The sequence below is a fragment of the Campylobacter concisus genome, from assembly GCF_003048835.2.
Classification (GTDB): Bacteria; Campylobacterota; Campylobacteria; order Campylobacterales; family Campylobacteraceae; genus Campylobacter_A; species Campylobacter_A concisus_D.
Genome location: NZ_CP060705.1, coordinates 1090854 through 1108678, shown reverse-complemented (window position 1 = coordinate 1108678; position 17825 = coordinate 1090854). Strand labels below are relative to the sequence as shown.

21 protein-coding genes are annotated in these 17825 nt (G+C 33.8%); all 21 read left to right on the top strand.

Annotated features, from left to right (window positions below; translation table 11 throughout):
- The first annotated feature begins 75 nt into the window (after positions 1 to 75).
- The 21 genes from CVT08_RS05535 to CVT08_RS05440 all read left to right on the top strand — a co-directional run bounded on the left by CVT08_RS05535 (position 76) and on the right by CVT08_RS05440 (position 17691).
- On the top strand, positions 76 to 393 hold the full coding sequence (locus CVT08_RS05535) for a hypothetical protein (RefSeq protein ID WP_035142263.1): 318 nt from the start codon (positions 76 to 78) through the stop codon (positions 391 to 393).
- Positions 363 to 653, top strand: coding sequence for a hypothetical protein (locus CVT08_RS05530; RefSeq protein ID WP_413784155.1), 291 nt, complete (start codon positions 363 to 365; stop codon positions 651 to 653). The genes CVT08_RS05535 and CVT08_RS05530 overlap by 31 nt, the downstream gene beginning before the upstream one ends.
- 9 nt (positions 654 to 662) lie before the next feature.
- Complete coding sequence (locus tag CVT08_RS05525) at positions 663 to 3122, top strand: AAA family ATPase (RefSeq protein ID WP_107857006.1); 2460 nt, start codon at positions 663 to 665, stop codon at positions 3120 to 3122.
- Between the two features lie 2 nt (positions 3123 to 3124).
- A complete protein-coding gene (locus CVT08_RS10310; RefSeq protein WP_021092012.1) occupies positions 3125 to 3247 on the top strand; it encodes a hypothetical protein in 123 nt (40 codons plus the stop codon).
- Position 3248: 1 nt separating this feature from the next.
- Positions 3249 to 3899 carry a type IV secretion system protein gene (locus CVT08_RS05520; RefSeq protein WP_107857007.1) on the top strand — a complete coding sequence of 217 codons (651 nt, stop codon included), beginning with the start codon at positions 3249 to 3251 and terminating at the stop codon, positions 3897 to 3899.
- The gene (locus CVT08_RS05515) at positions 3896 to 5122 is read left to right on the top strand and encodes a TrbG/VirB9 family P-type conjugative transfer protein (protein ID WP_021092019.1); all 1227 of its coding nucleotides are present in this window, start codon (positions 3896 to 3898) and stop codon (positions 5120 to 5122) included. Before CVT08_RS05520 ends, CVT08_RS05515 begins: the two co-directional genes overlap by 4 nt.
- A gap of 1 nt (position 5123) precedes the next feature.
- Positions 5124 to 6347 carry a DNA type IV secretion system protein ComB10 gene (locus tag CVT08_RS05510; RefSeq protein ID WP_021092026.1) on the top strand — a complete coding sequence of 408 codons (1224 nt, stop codon included), beginning with the start codon at positions 5124 to 5126 and terminating at the stop codon, positions 6345 to 6347.
- 9 nt (positions 6348 to 6356) lie between these two features.
- Positions 6357 to 6563, top strand: a complete 207-nt coding sequence (locus CVT08_RS05505; protein ID WP_021091988.1) for a hypothetical protein — start codon at positions 6357 to 6359, stop codon at positions 6561 to 6563.
- On the top strand, positions 6556 to 7503 hold the full coding sequence (locus tag CVT08_RS05500; protein ID WP_103587021.1) for an ATPase, T2SS/T4P/T4SS family: 948 nt from the start codon (positions 6556 to 6558) through the stop codon (positions 7501 to 7503). The genes CVT08_RS05505 and CVT08_RS05500 overlap by 8 nt, the downstream gene beginning before the upstream one ends.
- Positions 7500 to 7910 (top strand): plasmid mobilization relaxosome protein MobC, encoded by a 411-nt coding sequence (locus tag CVT08_RS05495; protein WP_107811797.1) that lies wholly within the window; start codon positions 7500 to 7502, stop codon positions 7908 to 7910. Before CVT08_RS05500 ends, CVT08_RS05495 begins: the two co-directional genes overlap by 4 nt.
- A gap of 52 nt (positions 7911 to 7962) precedes the next feature.
- On the top strand, positions 7963 to 9768 hold the full coding sequence (locus CVT08_RS05490; RefSeq protein ID WP_107860961.1) for a type IV secretory system conjugative DNA transfer family protein: 1806 nt from the start codon (positions 7963 to 7965) through the stop codon (positions 9766 to 9768).
- A gap of 199 nt (positions 9769 to 9967) precedes the next feature.
- On the top strand, positions 9968 to 10165 hold the full coding sequence (locus CVT08_RS05485; protein WP_107811796.1) for a hypothetical protein: 198 nt from the start codon (positions 9968 to 9970) through the stop codon (positions 10163 to 10165).
- Between the two features lie 41 nt (positions 10166 to 10206).
- Complete coding sequence (locus CVT08_RS05480; RefSeq protein WP_107857015.1) at positions 10207 to 11064, top strand: ArdC-like ssDNA-binding domain-containing protein; 858 nt, start codon at positions 10207 to 10209, stop codon at positions 11062 to 11064.
- Between the two features lie 69 nt (positions 11065 to 11133).
- Positions 11134 to 11409, top strand: coding sequence for a hypothetical protein (locus CVT08_RS05475; RefSeq protein ID WP_021091977.1), 276 nt, complete (start codon positions 11134 to 11136; stop codon positions 11407 to 11409).
- A gap of 1 nt (position 11410) precedes the next feature.
- A complete protein-coding gene (locus CVT08_RS05470) occupies positions 11411 to 12631 on the top strand; it encodes a type IV secretion system protein (RefSeq protein ID WP_107857016.1) in 1221 nt (406 codons plus the stop codon).
- Positions 12632 to 12649: 18 nt separating this feature from the next.
- Complete coding sequence (locus CVT08_RS05465) at positions 12650 to 13222, top strand: AAA family ATPase (protein WP_107857017.1); 573 nt, start codon at positions 12650 to 12652, stop codon at positions 13220 to 13222.
- Positions 13219 to 15177 carry a type IA DNA topoisomerase gene (locus CVT08_RS05460; protein ID WP_107811794.1) on the top strand — a complete coding sequence of 653 codons (1959 nt, stop codon included), beginning with the start codon at positions 13219 to 13221 and terminating at the stop codon, positions 15175 to 15177. Before CVT08_RS05465 ends, CVT08_RS05460 begins: the two co-directional genes overlap by 4 nt.
- 23 nt (positions 15178 to 15200) lie before the next feature.
- The gene (gene ssb / locus CVT08_RS05455) at positions 15201 to 15602 is read left to right on the top strand and encodes a single-stranded DNA-binding protein (protein WP_107811793.1); all 402 of its coding nucleotides are present in this window, start codon (positions 15201 to 15203) and stop codon (positions 15600 to 15602) included.
- A gap of 8 nt (positions 15603 to 15610) precedes the next feature.
- Positions 15611 to 16609, top strand: coding sequence for an adenine-specific methyltransferase EcoRI family protein (locus tag CVT08_RS05450; protein ID WP_103560458.1), 999 nt, complete (start codon positions 15611 to 15613; stop codon positions 16607 to 16609).
- Positions 16610 to 16630: 21 nt separating this feature from the next.
- Positions 16631 to 16885, top strand: coding sequence for a hypothetical protein (locus CVT08_RS05445; protein WP_021092014.1), 255 nt, complete (start codon positions 16631 to 16633; stop codon positions 16883 to 16885).
- 161 nt (positions 16886 to 17046) lie between these two features.
- A complete protein-coding gene (locus CVT08_RS05440) occupies positions 17047 to 17691 on the top strand; it encodes an AAA family ATPase (RefSeq protein WP_021092016.1) in 645 nt (214 codons plus the stop codon).
- The last annotated feature ends 134 nt before the right edge of the window (positions 17692 to 17825 follow it).

Below are 17825 nucleotides of genomic sequence, written 5' to 3'. Positions count from 1 at the left end.
ATATTTATACAAAAAGTCCGTTTTTAAAAAATAATATAGTAACGGAAACAAAATAAATTACACAAGGAGTATGGAATGAAAAAAATTCTATCAAAAGCGAAAAAGCTTTTTTATCTAGCAATGTGCTCACCATTGTTTCTTTTTGGATCAGGTGGCGGACAAAATGTGTTGAAAACACTTGAGCAAAACACTAATACTCAAATAACTGAAGCAGGAAGCAGTGTTGCAAGCGTTCTAAACACGATTATACTCGTTATTGGAATTTTATGGATAATTGTCCTCATGCTTACGGCACTTTTTAATGTCGAACAAATAAAACAACACATAAGGTTTGTGCTAATCGCATCGATAATCCTAGGAGTTTGCTACGGATTAACTGCATCTGCAATGTAAATTTAAGCGAGTGTAAAATGGTTGTAACTGACTGCTATATGGACTTAACGAGAAAAACAAAAATAATGGGGCTAACTACAACAAGCTTACTAATTATCTTTGTAATCGGATTTATATCGTGGTTTATCCTTATTTTGTATTCATTGGCAGTCGTTGCAGTTCTATACTGCTTTTTTTTCATTTTGGAATTTTTCGATGAAGATATCTATGAGATCATCGGCTCAAATTTTAAAATTTCACAAAGAAAATTTTTTGCATAGGATTAGACAATGGCTCGTGGACTTATAGATGTTTTTAAAGATTGGAAACAAAACAAACAAGAACTTGGAATTGAAACAAAAAAAGAAAAAGATAGTGATATCCGCTCAAAAATAAGTCAAATAAATAAAAAAGCTGACAGAATAATAATGCTGGGCGAACCTGAAATATACACAATGGCAAAAGAGAACAATATCGCATGCAAATACGGCGAGAATGCTATTGTTACAAAAGATGGCAATATAACAATTGCAGTGGAGCTTAAGGGGACAAGCTACGCAGGAATTAGTCTTGACAATGAAATGGATTATCTAATAAATCGAATTATGTTTTTTACAACGCTAAAAGATAGTGTAGAAACTAATTTAATTATCAAGAAAACTAAGATCAAGGCTAAGGATTACATAGAAAAAAATATAAATCAATATGCAAATGAAATAATTGAAAAATGGGAGAAAAATCAAGATATTTATTCAATCAAATATTTTTTATTGATATCAACTACAACTAAAAATATAACTGGATTTCTTGAAAGTTTTAAGACAAAAGTAACTAGCGAACAAGACGAGAAAAATAAAGAAAGCTCAAACTATAGACAAAAAATGGAGTTGTTAAATAACACACTTCTAAATATAAAAAATCATTTGGCAACCTATCAGCCACGCCAGATGAGTAGTGATGAGATAATTAATTTTTATGCGACGTACTCAAACGCACAGGAAACAAATTTAAGATACACAAACGAATTAATAACAGATAGCTACATTAGCTCTTATGTCGAATTTAAAAAAGATTATATTGAATTTTATAGAAATGATGGCACAACAAAATATGCGAGATTTATTAGCGTTAAGGCATACGAAACAGAGCAAATAAAGTCAATTATTACGTCAAATTTAATTAAGAGTGATCATGAGTTTATGACGATGATTTACTTTAAGGCGTACGAAAAACGCAAAGCAATCAAAAAAATAAAAGATACTAGAGCCTTCTCGGTTGAACTAGTCCAACAAAAACTAGATCATTTGATGGAGCTTATCCAAGCAGATAGAGAAAACCTAGTTGAAACAAGCTTTTCTATATATTGCCTAGCCGACAACCTAGCAGAACTAGATAATCGCACAAACGAACTAAAAAATATCCTTGAAAATCAAGGTCTCAACGTTGTTAGAGAGACTATTAACCAAAAGGCACTATATTTTAGTCTCTTCCCAAGTCGTGGAAATTTAAATGCAAGAAAGAAAACATTAAACATAAGCAACCTAGCTACGATCGCAAATTTTGAGAACGAAGTAACTGGATTTAATCAGAATGATTGGGGTGACGAAGCAGTTACGACCTTTAAGCACTTAAACGGCACACCATTTTTGTTTAACTTTCACTGCCAACCTGATGGAGATAGACCAGCAGGTCATACAATGATCATAGGCGGAACAGGAACTGGTAAAACAACAACAATTCAATTCTTGATGACAAATCTTTTCAAATATCCTGTAAGCATTTTTGCAATGGACAAGCTAAGGGGTATGTATTGCTTCACAAATTACATGGACGGCGAATATCATGATAGCGAAAGCGATGGGTTTAAACTAAATCCATTCAGCCTAGCCGATACAGCAGAGAATAGAGAATTTTTAGCGTCATGGCTAAGCTCAATGGCAGAGCTAAAGCCTGAAGAGCATGATGCAACAAAAGATATTAGAGAAACAATAAATAGGCTTTTTGACAATAAGCAAGCGGATCAAATATTGTCGTTAAGCGATTTCATAGACTCACTGCCAGCCGATAATGAAGCAAGATTAAAGACTAGATTTGGAAATTATAAGGGCTCAATATTCGACAACAAAGAAGATGCCCTAAATTTCACAAAACAGCTATCAGTACTAAACATGGATGGAATATTGCCAAACAAAAAGGTATCAGCCCTCACCGCAATGTATGTATTTCACAGACTGAAAAATCAGGCAAAAAATAGCGAAAATATACGTGGCTTTTTTTGTTTCATAGACGAGTTGAAGGACTATTTAAGAGATGAAGTAATGTCAGAGAAAATCCTTGAAGGTATTTTGGAGTGGAGAAAGATAGGCGGTGTTGGATGCTTTGGCTTTCAAAACATAAGCCTGTTTAACGGAAATGAGCGTGGCTCATCATTTCTTGACAATATCGCAAATTTTCTTATCTTCCCAACAAACAATGAAGATACGCTAAATCAGCTAAGCGAGATAATAGGACTAACGCCTACGGAAGCTAAATTCTTAAAAGACACTCAATCAAATGCTAGGCAGGTGCTTTTAAATATGAAGCTACGAAACGAGAGCGCAAAACTAAATGTCAATTTGTCAAGCCTAGGAAATTATTTAAGAGTATTCTCGTCAAGCTCAGATAGCGTAAATTTGATAAAAAAATTAAAGACTGAAAGCCCAATACATTGGCGTAAATACTATATAGAACACAAAGAACAAAGGAGCTAAAAATGAAACTAGCAGTAATTGTAACAACGGCTTTAATGATATTTTTAAGCGGATGTGCTGATAAGCCAAGCAAAATAGAAAAAGTAAGCCCTTGCGCTTGCTACGACATCATACAAGTAGGTTAATATGGCATACGAAGGCAAAAAAGTAGACCCAAATTTTATTTTTAAGGCGGAGCGAAACATAAAAGCGTATATGTTTTATGTGATCATTGCTTTAACAATAGTTAGCATAAGTTTATCCGTTGCGATAGCACTACTAACGCCTCTTAAAGAGACAAAGCCTGTATTGTTAAAATTTTCAGATGGTGACTCAAGGTTTGTGACAATAGACGATACCAGTCTAAACGTTAGAAACAATGAAGAGCTTTTAAAAAGCATACTTGCAGGATATGTGAAAAATAGAGAGCTAATTAATCGCATAGATGATGCCGAGCGTTATAACGAAATACGTACGCAAAGTAGTAGACAGGTATGGGAAGCGTTCGAAAATTTGGTTAGTGATCCTAATTCAATTTACACTACCAAAAACTACTATAGGGATATAAAAATTCTAAACGTAGCGATTTTAAGCCAAAATGTAGCTACGATAGATTTTCAAGCAGAAATTACAAATCCAACTCGCACTGAAGTTAGCTATAAAAAATATAGAAGTGCAATAGAGTATGACTTCCGTAACCAAACTAGTAATTATGCGGACACAATGAAAAACCCAACAGGCTTTATAGTGAACAAATATCAAGTAACGCAGATAATAGATGAAAAGGATAAGAAATGAAAAATTTAACTAGATTATCTTTAATAGCATTATTTGTTTTAAATTTAAATGCAGAACAAGACCAAGGCGGATTAAGTGAAGAACAAATGAATGAAGTCCGTGCAATTATGCGACAGACACAAGAACTAGTTAATGAACAGCAAAAAAATGGCTCAATGGGCGAAGATATTTTTAATGACAAAAACAAGGATATCAATAGTCAAGTTCAATCAAATTTCAAGGTAAAACCATTTGGCATGGGACAGAACAATCATCCGCAACTAGCAAAATTTAATAATTCTCAACCACAAATGGCGCAAATGCCAGACCAAGATGGAATGGGTGCAGAGCAATCGCAAGATATAAGCAAAGAAGAGCTTGAGCTTATGCAAAATGCCATAAGAAATCAGGACTTAAAAGCACTACAAAACAAATTCCACACTAAAAATTATAGCGGATATGAAAATACACAAACAATAAAATACGTACCAAATAAGACGCATAAAATACGTACTCGCCAAGCAATGGCAACAACGCTTATATTTGATAATGATATAGATAATTTTGTATTGGGTGACCAAACAGGATTTAAAGTAGAGCAAATACCAAGCAAAGCAAATGCGATAGCGATAATCCCACAGCTTATAGGAATTGATACAAGTCTAACTATTTTTACAAGCGATGGAAAAATCCACACATTTTATTTATATTCGACAGATTACAAAAATACGAATGATCCAAGCTTTGTAATTCGCATACAAGACGATGAAGTGCAAAAGGCAAAGCAAGCCAAAGCAAAAGATGAAAGCGATAAATATAAAATCATAAAAGATGGCATAGCAGAGCTAAAAGTGCTAAAGAGCGATATTTATACTGGCTATACGCAAAAAGCAAAAAAAGAAAATGAATGGCTTTTATCAGCAGAAATTTTTAGCGACAAGAAATTTACATATTTTAAATATGCCAAAGATGAAATGCCACAAATTCCTACAATTTTTGCAGTTATCGACAAGCAGGACAGCCCAGTAGAAACAAGAGTAATAGGAGATTACATTATAGCCGAAACCATAAATCCAAAATTTACTATTAAAAGTGGCGATAGCTATGTGTGCGTAGAGAGAAAAGAAACGCAAGAAGAAAGAGATAGAAAAGAAATAAGAAAAAACCTAAATACAGATAAAGAAGCAATAAGACAGCACCAAAAAGAAAACAAAAAAACAATAAATGAAACTAAAGGAATTTAAAATGAAAAAGGGGAATAGACTATTTTTAAGCATAGTTACAATTAGCGTTATATCTGCCCCCCTTTTTGCCACCAATACAGCTACGGCTGAAATATTTGATGACGAAAATATAAGCAAAAAAGCAAAAGATGAGAAGATCAGGAATTTGCAAAATCAAACAAATTTAAATCATCTATTCGAAAATTCAAAATTCCCAGTAGATGATTATATCTATAGAGCTGGCAAGAAAGAGCCAAATGAAGATCAGAATTTAACTGAGATTTTAAACAGACTCGAGAAGCTAGGCAACAAGCAACAAAATGCTTTAAATGAACAAAGAAATCAAAATTTACAAGATCAGACGCCTGAGCAAGATATACAAGAGCAGGAGCAAATGGCACAGCGTGCAAGAGAACAACAAGCCAAGCTTCAAGCCAAACAAGAACAATTGCGACAAGAAATGGCAATAGACAACCAAAGGGCGTATAAAAAACGAATGCAGGAGCTAATGCGAGCGCAAATTTTAGCAAATCGCAATAATGAAGTAAAAAGCGTAAATCAAAACAGCTCAAAATATGGCGTTGATAGCTTTTCAAATCAAAAGCCAGTTGATATAAGCACAAATGAGCATAGGCTGTATCGCACAATTAGAGCTGGCAGACTAATCCCAGCCATATTAACTAGTGCAATAAGCTCGGATTTAAGCGGAATAGTTACGGCTCAAATAGAGCAAGATATATATGCCGCAATGGGGCGAGCCGTATTGATACCACGTGGAAGTAAAGCAATAGGATTTTACACCAACGACACCAAGATCGGACACGAGCGATTAGAAATTAGATGGCGAGAGATTATCACGCCACAAGGCATAAACATAATGCTAACAGATGCAATAGTAGCTGATAACATGGGTATGACAGGAGCGGTTGGAGCAGTCAATAACAAATATTGGGAAAGATACGGCATAGCATATTCAATCTCAACAATTACAAATGCCTTGCTTTTAGGCATAGCATCGAAAATTAATAGTGGAAACAATGCAAACAACACCTATGTAAATGAAATTTACTCTAATTCAAGAAGTGATGTAAGTAGTGTGGTTCAAGACATAATCCAACAACAAAGTCAAATTAAACCAACAATTGAAATCAAAAGCGGAAGCCGTATATTTTTAGTGCCAACAAATCACATGTGGTTTGCAAAACCTAAAAATGGCGAAGTTTTAATGCAATATTTCAACGATTAAGGAGCAAGCGTGCAACTAGAAGATATTAAAGCGGAAATCAAAAACCAAAACGCTTATAACAAAATTTTGGAGCGTATAGCAAAACAGGTAAAGAAAACCGAGAAAGCTCAAGCAAATGCAGATAAAGAGAAACAAAAGCTTGAGATGTTGCTAGAAGAAAAAAGAAATTTAATGAACCAAGCACCAGACCAAAAGCAAAACGAGCAAGATGAGTGAAAGTATAATTTTAAAAAACATTCTTAATGTTTTAAAGCCATATCTAAATCTAAACGCAAATGAGCTAATTTTTAACCAGCCTTGCGAAATTAATATAGATTATGGCGACCACTGGGAAGTGGTAAAAGACGAAAAACTAGATGCTAAATTTTTAAATAGTTTTTTAGTCGAGTTGGCAACTAGAAGAAATCAACGTTTTGATGAAAGCCATTGTCACTTGTCTTGTGAATTGCCAAGTCCATTTTTGCGATATCGTGTCCAAGCACAGCACAAATCAAGCCTATTTAATAGCGAAATAGCAATCTGCATAAGGATACCAAGCAAAGAAATTTATCCGCTTGAAAGCTTTATCCTAAGTGAAAAATGCATAAATAATGGCTGGAGCTATGAAAAAATAAAAGACTTGATACACGAAAAAAAGAATGTGCTTTTAAGCGGTGGAACTGGAAGCGGAAAGACAAGTTTTTTAAACTCACTAATGGGAGAAATAGACCCAAGCGAGCGAGTAGTAACCATAGAAGATAGCCAAGAACTAAGAGTTGAAAACATAAATAAAACTCAACTTGCCGTCCCTAAAATAGCAACAGAAATTTATAGCTACCAAGTAGCGATCGACAATGCAATGCGTTTGCGACCTGATAGGCTTTTCTTAGGCGAGATAGATATCAGAAATACGTTTTCATTTTTAAGAGTAAATAATACAGGACACGCAGGCAACCTAAGCACACTACATGCGAACAACCCAAAAGATGCCATAAAAGCAATAAAAACAAATATTATATTAGGCGGTGGATTATCAAACGTAGATGAAAGTATGCTTGACAGCCTAATAATGACAGCAATTGACTATATCATTCAAATAGCAAGGGTAAAAAATAAAAGAGTAATTACAGACATCCTCAATTTAAAAGAGATAGATATTGCAAGGATGATCGCATGAAAAAAGTATCTAGCCATTTTATTTATTTTACCGAAGCCGATGCAAGAATTTTAACAAAAATGATGCAGGCAAGGAATGAAAGCAAATCTGCGATCGTTAGAAAATTAATTCATGTTGAAAAATATGCACAAACCCTAAAACAAATTGAGATTAATAATGAAATTTTGGCTGATTTTTTGAAAGAATTTAAGCACCTCGGAAAAAATTTAAACCAAATAGCATATCACCTAAATGCTCATATCATAAAAAAAGAAGAAGCTAAAAGCGACTTAGAAAAGACTATGTATGAGTTTTTTGACGCAATAGAAAGACTAAGTAATAAGATCGGTAAGCTAAAAATAAAAATAGACGTAGAACGAACAAAGCAACCTAATAACAAAGAGATAAAAGGATTGCAAAGTGAATAGCAAAGAATTTACAGCTAAAAAGTGGATATTAATATACGTAACATCCCTAATAATGGGGATAATTGCATATTTGGTAGTTGTAAAACTTATTTTCAACCCTGACATAGTAAATGTGCCAATTGTGGCATTTAAAATTTTACAAAATATTGGCACGCCAACGTTAAAAATGAAAGCCTATGTCGCGGTATTTGCACTAATAGCACCACTCTTGGTCGCTATAATTTGGTGGCTAATGCCATATCTAAGAGATAATGAAGATTATGGATCAGCAAGGTTTGCAACGCCAGCAGATTTTGAAAAGATGAAGATAAACTACAAAACAGGACTTGTGCTAGGATGCTTTGACATTGACAGCACAAGCCCAAAATTTATACGAGCAACACAACCGCTCTCAACATTAGTAGTGGCACCTCCTGGAAGCGGAAAAACGGCTGGTATGATTATCCCAAATTTACTGAGTGTGCCGAATTCTTGTGTAGTATTAGACATCAAAGGAGAGCTTTACGTAAAAACGGCAGGCTATCGTCAAAAATATTTTAATAATGAAATCCAACTATTCTCCCCTTTTAGCTGGGATAATACATTATTTTTTAATCCGTTTGATCATAGCCTAGTTAAAGATTTACAATATCTTCACATAAAAAAATTAGCCGAGCAGATCGCCTCCACAATATTTGTAGGCGAAAAAGGTAGAGAAAACGATCACTGGATAATATCGGCAAAAACAATGTTTGTATTTTTTGCAGAGTATTTTATGCAAAAAGACAAGCACGCAACGCTAGCGCAATTGGCACAAGCACCAAAGGCTGATTATTTCGACTATCTTGATGAGAAATTTGGTGAAGAAGCCATGAAAGAGCCTGATGAAGACGATCCAACGAAACCAAGAGAACGAGATTATGATGTAGATACTTTCAAAATTTGGCTCAAGCAGACTAGTTTTGACGAAACTATAGATGAGAATACGAGAAATCAAGCTAGAGCCTACTCAAAATCTGCCGACAATGAGTTTGCATCGATAAAATCCACATACGATACTTTTATGAAAGTTTTTACAAACCCACAAGTTGCTAGTGCCACCAGCAAAATGAGCTTCACATTTGAAGACCTAAGAGAAAAAAGAATATCGATGTATGTAGTCGTCCAAACCGAAGATATGGACATCCTAGCGCCACTTATTAGAATTTTTGTAGAAACGCTATTTAAAAAACTTATGAGCGGAAAAGAATGCAGTGATTTAAATAAATTTATTTATGCGTTTTTAGATGAATTTGTTAGATTTGGGAAGATGCCATTCTTACTAGAAGCACCAGCACTATGTAGGAGCTATGGCTTATTGCCTGTATTTGTGACCCAAAGCTATGAGCAAATCAAAAAATATTATGGCGAAGATGATATGAATATCGTTAAAAATAACAGCGGTTATCAAGTAATTTTTGGCATGAACAGCGACAAAGATGCTGAAGACACAAGTAAGCTAATAGGCGATTACACCAACATAAAAATAAGTAAATCGCAAGGCAATATGGATCTTTTTAAAAGCAATATCTCAAAAAGCAAAGAAGCAAAGAAGCTGGTCACAGCACAAGACCTAAAAAATCAGGATAGTAGCGATATTTTGATACTTGTAAAAGGATTTTTTAAAATACCTATCAAGGCGAAAGTGCCGTATTGGTTCAAAATAGAGCAATTTAAAGGGGCAGATAAAGTAGAAGTAGTATCGACCCAAGAAATTATAGAAACAGCAGAAACAACTAAGACAATTACAAATCAAGAACAAACACAAGTAAAAGATGAAAGAAAAGAGCAAAGAGATGAATTATTAAAATCATTAAGAATAAAAATAGATAAAGAGTAGAAATTTTTTAAAAAAATTTATAAATATTACTAATAATTTTAAAGGAATAGTATTTATAAATTTTAAATATTTTTACTTTTTAATATTTTATTATTATATATTTTATTATTTATAAAGTTTTTAATCTAAAATTTAAGTAAGAACCTAAATTTTAGATTAGAGCCTAAAAACTCTAAAAATCTGTCCTAAGGAGTAGAAAATGAACTATGCAGAAAAGCTAAAGCAAGAAGAAGCATATAAAGAGTATGAGATGTATCTTGCAAAGCAATTCGAAGAGAGCCAAGACGGCGAGTTTGAAATCAACGATGATGAAAGCAAGAAGTGGGATTATCTAAAAAAAGACCACCAAAGCCTCGAAATCATAGAAGAAGAAAATGAGCCTAACTCTAACCTATAGCCCAAAAGTTATAGGTTATTAACAGATGTAAAGGATAAAAAATGGCTGATTTTACAAAGTATATCAAGTCAGAACAACAAGAGAGAAAAAGCTGGAACCAGATGGATAACGCTGAAAAGAAAGAGAGCTTTGATAAATACATGAAATATAAGCTCTTTGAAGCCCACAAGACAGCAAAAGCAGACTGGCAAAAAGATATGAGTAAAGAAGAAGTCGATAGGACAATTCCATACAACGCAAAGACTGGAGCCACATACTCGAGAGAGACTAGTATGCTATTAAGAGCCGAAATGGCTATAAAGGGTTATGACAAGCCTCAATTTGTGACAATGGAGCAAGGTAACGCAATGGGCGGAATACTAAAGCTAAAACACGATGAGAAAACAGGCGAAATCCTAACCACTAAAAATGGCTTACAAGCTAGAGTCGATGGTGTTAAAATGCTCTATATTGCAGACCATGAGATAAGACCAAAGCTAGACAAAGATGGTAAAGAAATCATGGCTGTTGTTAAAGACAAAGACGGCAATATAAAGTATGACAAAGAGACAGGGGAAGCAATGACCTATGTTGTAAAGGAAAAAATCCCAATTAATCCACGCCTAGAAACAAAAACTCTATATCACGTAAGTCAGTTTGATGGACTAGACGAGAGCAAGATCAAAGAAAGAGATCTAACAGCAATCCAGCACTATAGAGAGCAAGCAAAAAATCAAGATTTTGAAGTAAAAATAGATTACAACAAGACCTTGGGGATAAGCGGAAATTTAGAGAAACAACTAAATAACCTAACGCTAGCTCAAATTAAAGGTGTAGATTATTTTAATCCAGCTAAAAAGATCGACATGACCAAAGAAAAAGCTCAAACCAAAGAGCAAAACAAGGGCATGGAGAGATAAATAGGTCATAAACGAAACTTAGGACAAATAGGGAGCAAAGCTCCCTATTGTTTGTAAAAAGGGAAAAAGATGTTAAGCGATTTTATAAATTTTTTAGGGCTGAGCGACAAAAAGAACAATAGCAAAATTCAAACAAATGTGGGCAACCCTACCACAAAAGAAAATACGGAAAATTTTATCATAGAAATGCAAAGTCCATACTTTGAAGAAGAAATCGCAACAGAAACAATTATAAAAAATAATAAAAAAATAGAAATAAAAAAAATAAAGACTAAAAATCCATTAGGTAATGGGAGAGCACTAATATCAATAAAAACATATATGAAAGAAATAACAAAGGCGTAAAATGGCACAGACAGAAGTAGCAAAAGATATATTAACCGATAGCAATTGGATTAATAAAGTACAAGCCGTTATGCAAGAAAACGTAATGAGCTTATTTGAAAAATTTTATAATGGATCGCATGATTTAGTATATTCAACTGCATCGGAAACTATAATAATTCTTATAGTGGTGTTTTGGCTATTAGGTAGAGTTAATAATGGCTACCCAACAAGAGATGAGATCTTCGGAGCTATAAAATATTTAATATTGCTATGCTTTATATTTGCAACTCTTAGCTCCTTTAACGCCTATATGGGCGTTTTATACATTCTGACAATCCCAGAGAACGCAATAACCGCAATAGTTAGCTCAATTTTTGAAAATAAAGACTTTGGATCGATTGTTACAGAGTCAGCAAACAGGATCGATAATCTAAGAGAAATGATGTGGAGCTACGGAACAAAAGAGTATTTACAATCGCAAGAGTGGTCATTTCTAGGCATTAGCTTTAATGGTGTGATGGATTATTTATCGGCAGGCGTAATAACAGCAATTCGCATGATACCTTTTTGGATTTTTTATTTAGCATTTTTTATACTTTTGATAGGAATTACAATAGTGATTTTCTTTAGTAAATTTATGGCATTTTTAATACTTAGCACCTTGCCTTTAGTCATACCATTTTTAATAATGCCAAAATTCTTACCATATTTATGGAGCTGGTATAAGCTCTATTTATCATACGCAATTATTGCACCATTAGCATTTATAGCCCTAAATTTAGCAATGAACCCAATTTTAGAACTAGAGAAATACCAAGATTATATAGGCGAACTATTTACTAAACAATTCGAATACCTAATTACAGGATCGATAACCTGCATAACAGCATTGTTTTTATTAAGGAAAATTCCAAGTTGGATCAACGCAGTGCTTGGTACACAGATGGAAAATGGAAGTGGCGGTGTAACTGGTGGAATAGTGGCTGGTGCAGTAGCAGGCAAGACCATATTAAGCGGATTAGCTAGAAAAGCTGGTGGCGGAAGTTTTATAGGCGGAGCAGTAAGTGGATTTGGATCAGCTACAGGAGCTGGAGTAGCAGGACAAATAGCTAGTGCAAGTATAGGAGCAGGTGCAAATTTAATAAAAGATATCGGCGCAGGCTCAAAAGCAATAGGTCAAGACGTAGGAAAAGCATATGAAAAGTATAAAACATTTCGTGGCGGATATGTAGCTCCATAAAAGTAGGAGAATAAAGCAATGAATAAATTGGTAATAAATATTTATGGTAGTCCAGGAGCTGGCAAAAGTACGCTAGCTAAAAATTTAAAAAAATACATGAGAGAAAAAAGAATAGATGTTGGCTTAATTTCGGAATTTGCAACGGAACTCATCGAAAACAACCAAAAAGAGAGGCTAAAAGACCAGCCATACGTTACCAAAGGACAGATGTTAAATATAGTCAAAGTGCTTAAAGAGCACGACATAGCAATCAGTGACAGCCCTATAGAGCTTGGTAAATTTTATTGCGATCCAAAAGATAAGAAAAGAACAAATGAACTCATAAAAAAATGTAAAAACTTCTATACGAGTATCAACTTCTTTTTAAAACTTGACAAACAAGCCAAACAGGACTACACAATGGAAAGCAGAGTTCACACATACGCACAAAGCCAAAAATTGCAAGAAAGAATGCTGGCTTCGTCTATTCTTAGAGATGAAACGTTTATGATTATAGACAGAAACACGCAAATCAAGGAAGTTTTAAAAATGATTGAAAAATCAAAACAATGGAAAGAACACCAAAATCAAAGCAAAGGATTAGAGCTATGAACGAAAACACAATAATCATAATTGAAAGTCCAAACAAGGTCAATAAGATAGAGCAAATAACTGGAGCAAAAGTTTATGCTACAAAAGGGCATTTCAAAGAGCTTACAAATCAAATAGTGGTTGATTTTAAGAACTATGAGCCAATATTTGATTTCAAAGAAGATAGCAAAAGCCGAATAAATGCAATATTTAACGATTGCAAAGGGAAAGATGTCGTAATTGCGACAGACCCTGATAGAGAGGGATACGGAATAGGCTATATGGTTTATCAAACTATTAAAAATATAGCAAAAAGCGTTAAACGTGCAGAATTTCACGAGATCACAGAGAGTGGAATAAAAAAGGGGCTAGATAGTGCTGTGCCATTTGCAAACTCAAATTTAAAAGAATTTGATAGCTTCAAGGCAAGAGCGGTTGGCGATAAGCTAGTGGGCTTTATCATGTCGCCAACATATATCAACAAGCTAAATGATAAAAACAATAGCGTAGGCAGGGTGCAAACCCCAGCTCTTGCTCTAATTGTCAAGCGAGAATTGGAAATAAAAGAATTTCTGGAAAATAAGGCAAACGCAAAGATCGATTATAAAATAAAAGTAAAACTTAAAACAAAAGACGGCATAGAATTCAATGCGGTAAATGACAATATATTTACTGACAAAGATGAAGCAAATGCCAAAATATCTGAATTAGCTGGTAGTCTAGCAAAGGTATATAAAATTGATGTTAAGCAGGCACAACAAAAGCCTAAAGTACCTTTTAGAACCTCACAACTACAAGAGTACGCAAATAAAAGATTGGGCTTTAGCCCTGACAAGACGATGAGCCTTGCTCAAAAATTATTCGAAAAAGGCTTAATTACTTATCATAGAACCGATAGTAACAGCTTATCAAACGAATTTATAGATGAAGTAGGCGTTAAATTTGGCAGTGAAGAATGGTATGAGAAAAAAGAATATAAAGCAGGAAGTCAAAGCCAAGCAGAAGCACATGAAGCAATACGTATCTCACACATACATGATTTTAACCAAATAGAAGAAATAGCAAAGAAAGAAAGCCTAACGGATGACGAAAAAAGCCTTTATGAGCTTATCTTTTTAAATTCGGTTCAAAGTCAAGCCAAAAATGCGATTAACGAAAATACTATATATGATATAGATATAAAGACGCTAAGCTTCAAGGCAAAAACGAGCAAATGTATCTATAAAGGATTTAAAAACGCTATCGTAGCCACAACTGAAGATGAAGACGACAAAGATAAAGAAGTTCAAGAGATAACATTAAATCTAGCACAAGGCGACGAGCTCCAAATATTAGAATTTAATCTACAGGAAGTAAAAAAACAAGCGCCACAGCACTATAAAGAAAGTAATTTTATATCTCTTTTGGAAAAAGAAGGTATCGGACGTCCAAGCACGTATGCAACATTTCTACCAACACTTATTAAAAGAGAGTACGTAAGCATCGAAACAAAAGGCAAAAATAGCAATATCATAGCAACGCCAAAGGGTATAAATTTTATTGAAACTATAAAAACAAACAACGATGAGTGGATCACACAAAGCGAATTTACGAAACAAATGGAAAGTGTGCTAGATGAAATTAGCAATGGAAAGGTTGACTATTTAGACTTTATAAGACCGCTCCATGAGAAAATGGGTTTCAAAGAGCTAAACGATAGCACACAAAAGCCACCAAGCGAGAAACAACTCGAGTGGGCTAAAAATATAGCACATAGTTTAAATATGCAATTGCCAGACGGCATCGAGAAAGACTGGAAGATTTGCTCTAATTTTATTGATAAAAATAAAGACAAAGTCATAGTGCCACCAAGCGAGAAACAAATAGAATTGGCTAAAAAGCTATCTAAAGACAAAGGAATGGCACTGCCAAAAGATTACGAAAAAAATCTAAAAATTTGTAAAGATTTTATAGACAAAGCAATAAAGAAAAAATAATAAAACAATAAAAAGGAGAAAACATGCATACATATGTGTCAGTAATAGGAAATTTAACAAGGGATGTTGAGCTCAGATACACACCATCAGGGCTAGCCATAGGCAACACAGCTATCGCATCAACATACAAGTACACTATTAACAATGAGAAAAAAGAAGAAATCTGCTTTATAGATACAACTTTTATGGGTAAGACCGCAGAGATCGCAAATCAATATCTCAAAAAAGGGTCAAAGGTTTTCGTAGATGGCAGATTGAAATTCGACCAATGGACAGACAATAATGGACAAAATAGGAGCAAACATAGCATTGTCGTTGATAAAATGGTAATGCTTGATAGCAAAAAGCAGGAAATTAACGAAAAGGAAACGCCGAACGAGCGAGAAGAACAAGCTGAAAAAACCGAGTATGTGCAAGGGGAATGAGCAGTAAAATGCAAAATTTAACCCAAAGCGAAAGAGCTCAAAGCTGGTTATCGGATAAAGATAAAAGAGCCAATATCTACTTCATGAGTGCAAAATATGACGTAGATGATGAGTTTTATACGAGTTTCGATGAGATAAGAGCCGAAATACAAGATTATAGAACACATTTTAAAGGCAAAGTAGTAGTATGCCCTTGCAACGACGGCAAGAAAAGCAACTTTTATAGATACTTTGCCTTAAATTTTAAATCCCTAGAGCTAAAAAAGCTAATTACAACGACGTACAATATTAAAGACCCAAAATCAAAGGGGATGAAAATAGAGATCAGCGAAAGCGGAATAAATGAGACGATGTTGCAAGGGGATGGTGATTTTAGAAGCGAAGAAGTAAGAAATATTATGGCAAGTGGCGATATAATAGTTACAAATCCACCTTTCTCCCTTTTTCGCGACCTAATAGAAATTGTAGAAGAACAAAACAAGAAATTTTTAATAGTTGGCGGAACCTACTCAATTACGTATAAAAAAATATTTGAGCTATACAAAAAGGGTAAAATTTGGCTAGGCAATCATCAAGTAAATATTTTTACACGACCAGACGGCAGTAAGAAGCGTTTTAGCAACATATCATGGTTTACAAATTTAAAAAGTATAAAACACCAAAATGGTATAAGATTAACCCAAAAGTATAAGGGCAATGAAAATAAATACCCAGAGTACGATAATTACAAGATCATAGAAGTCAAAAATTGCAAGGACATACCAATTGACTATGACGGAGTAATTGGTATACCGCTAACATTTTTTTTAAGGCACAACCCAGCACAATTTAAAATTTTAGGCTGTGACTTTGAAATTAAAGACAAATACCCTGAACTAGTTAAACATACCTACAAAGAAAACAACACAAAATCAGCGGTTCTAAAAGGGCAAGAACTTTTTACAAGGATCATCATACAAAGAAAAGGCGGATTAAAGCCTAGAGCAAGAATATTTAATCAATTTTAGGTAGCAAAAGGACAAAAGTGCATGAAGAAGAAAAACAAGCTACAGCTTTTCAATACCCCAGCAAAGCGGTTTATGTGGGTTTTTGCATTTATAAATTTATTTGGGATCGGCATAAATACTATTTTATATCTTTTAAAAAAACCAAATAAAATAGAGACCCTACTCAATGCAGATGCCTTTTTTATAGCTCTCGCTATTATGTGCTATATAATTTTTAACGTAATGCTATATTTTATTATTAAGATAAATTTTATTATTTCAGAAAGAAAAGAATAATTTTTATAAAATACTATTGTTTTATTTATAAAAAAATATTCAATATATAATTTTTATTCTTTATATATTTATTTGAAATACTATTTAATAATTTAATATTTTATTATTTATTAAGTTTAAAAGTATATAATCATTTAAAAATCTAAGGCAAAGGAATAAAAATGATTGTTTCTATATGTAATGAAAAAGGCGGAAGCGGTAAAAGCACCTTAGCTACTAATATAGCGATAAACCAAGGCATAGTAAAAGGCGAACCACTATTATTGGTCGATACAGACCCACAGAAGTCAATAGCTACATTTTTAAACATACGAAACGAAGAAAATCACCCAAAAGCATTTGACTTTGCATATAAATACGGCGAAGAACTAAAAGTATTCCTGCAGGACAACAAAACAAAAAGGGATATAGTAATCGATACAGGCGGACGAGATAGTCGAGAAATGAGAATAGCGATAGCACTAAGCGATATTGTTATAATTCCGACAATACCAAGCCAGTTTGACGTCAGCGTCCTTGATAAAATGGTAAATATAATCAAGATGGCAAAGGAACAAAACACTAATCTGCAAACATATATTGTGATCAATAGAGCGTCCACAAATCCATTTTTAGCCAAAAAAGTAGAAAGTCTCAAGAATTTTATAAAAGAAATTCAAGAAGACTATATAAAACTAGCAGAAACAATTATATTTGAAAGAGAGCGATATAAAATTGCGACCCAGCTAGGACTGAGCGTAGTTGAAATGAACGACGGCAACAAAACTGAACAAGAAATCAAAAATTTATGCAGTGAGATATTTTAAAGAAATGAAGATAATAGTAGCATCGCCAAAAGCGATGTGTAAATTTAAAAAGGGGAAAGAAGAAAAGCATTTTTTATATTTTACTTATAATTTTCACTGAAAAAAATATTTTTTATATTATTTAAATTTTATAT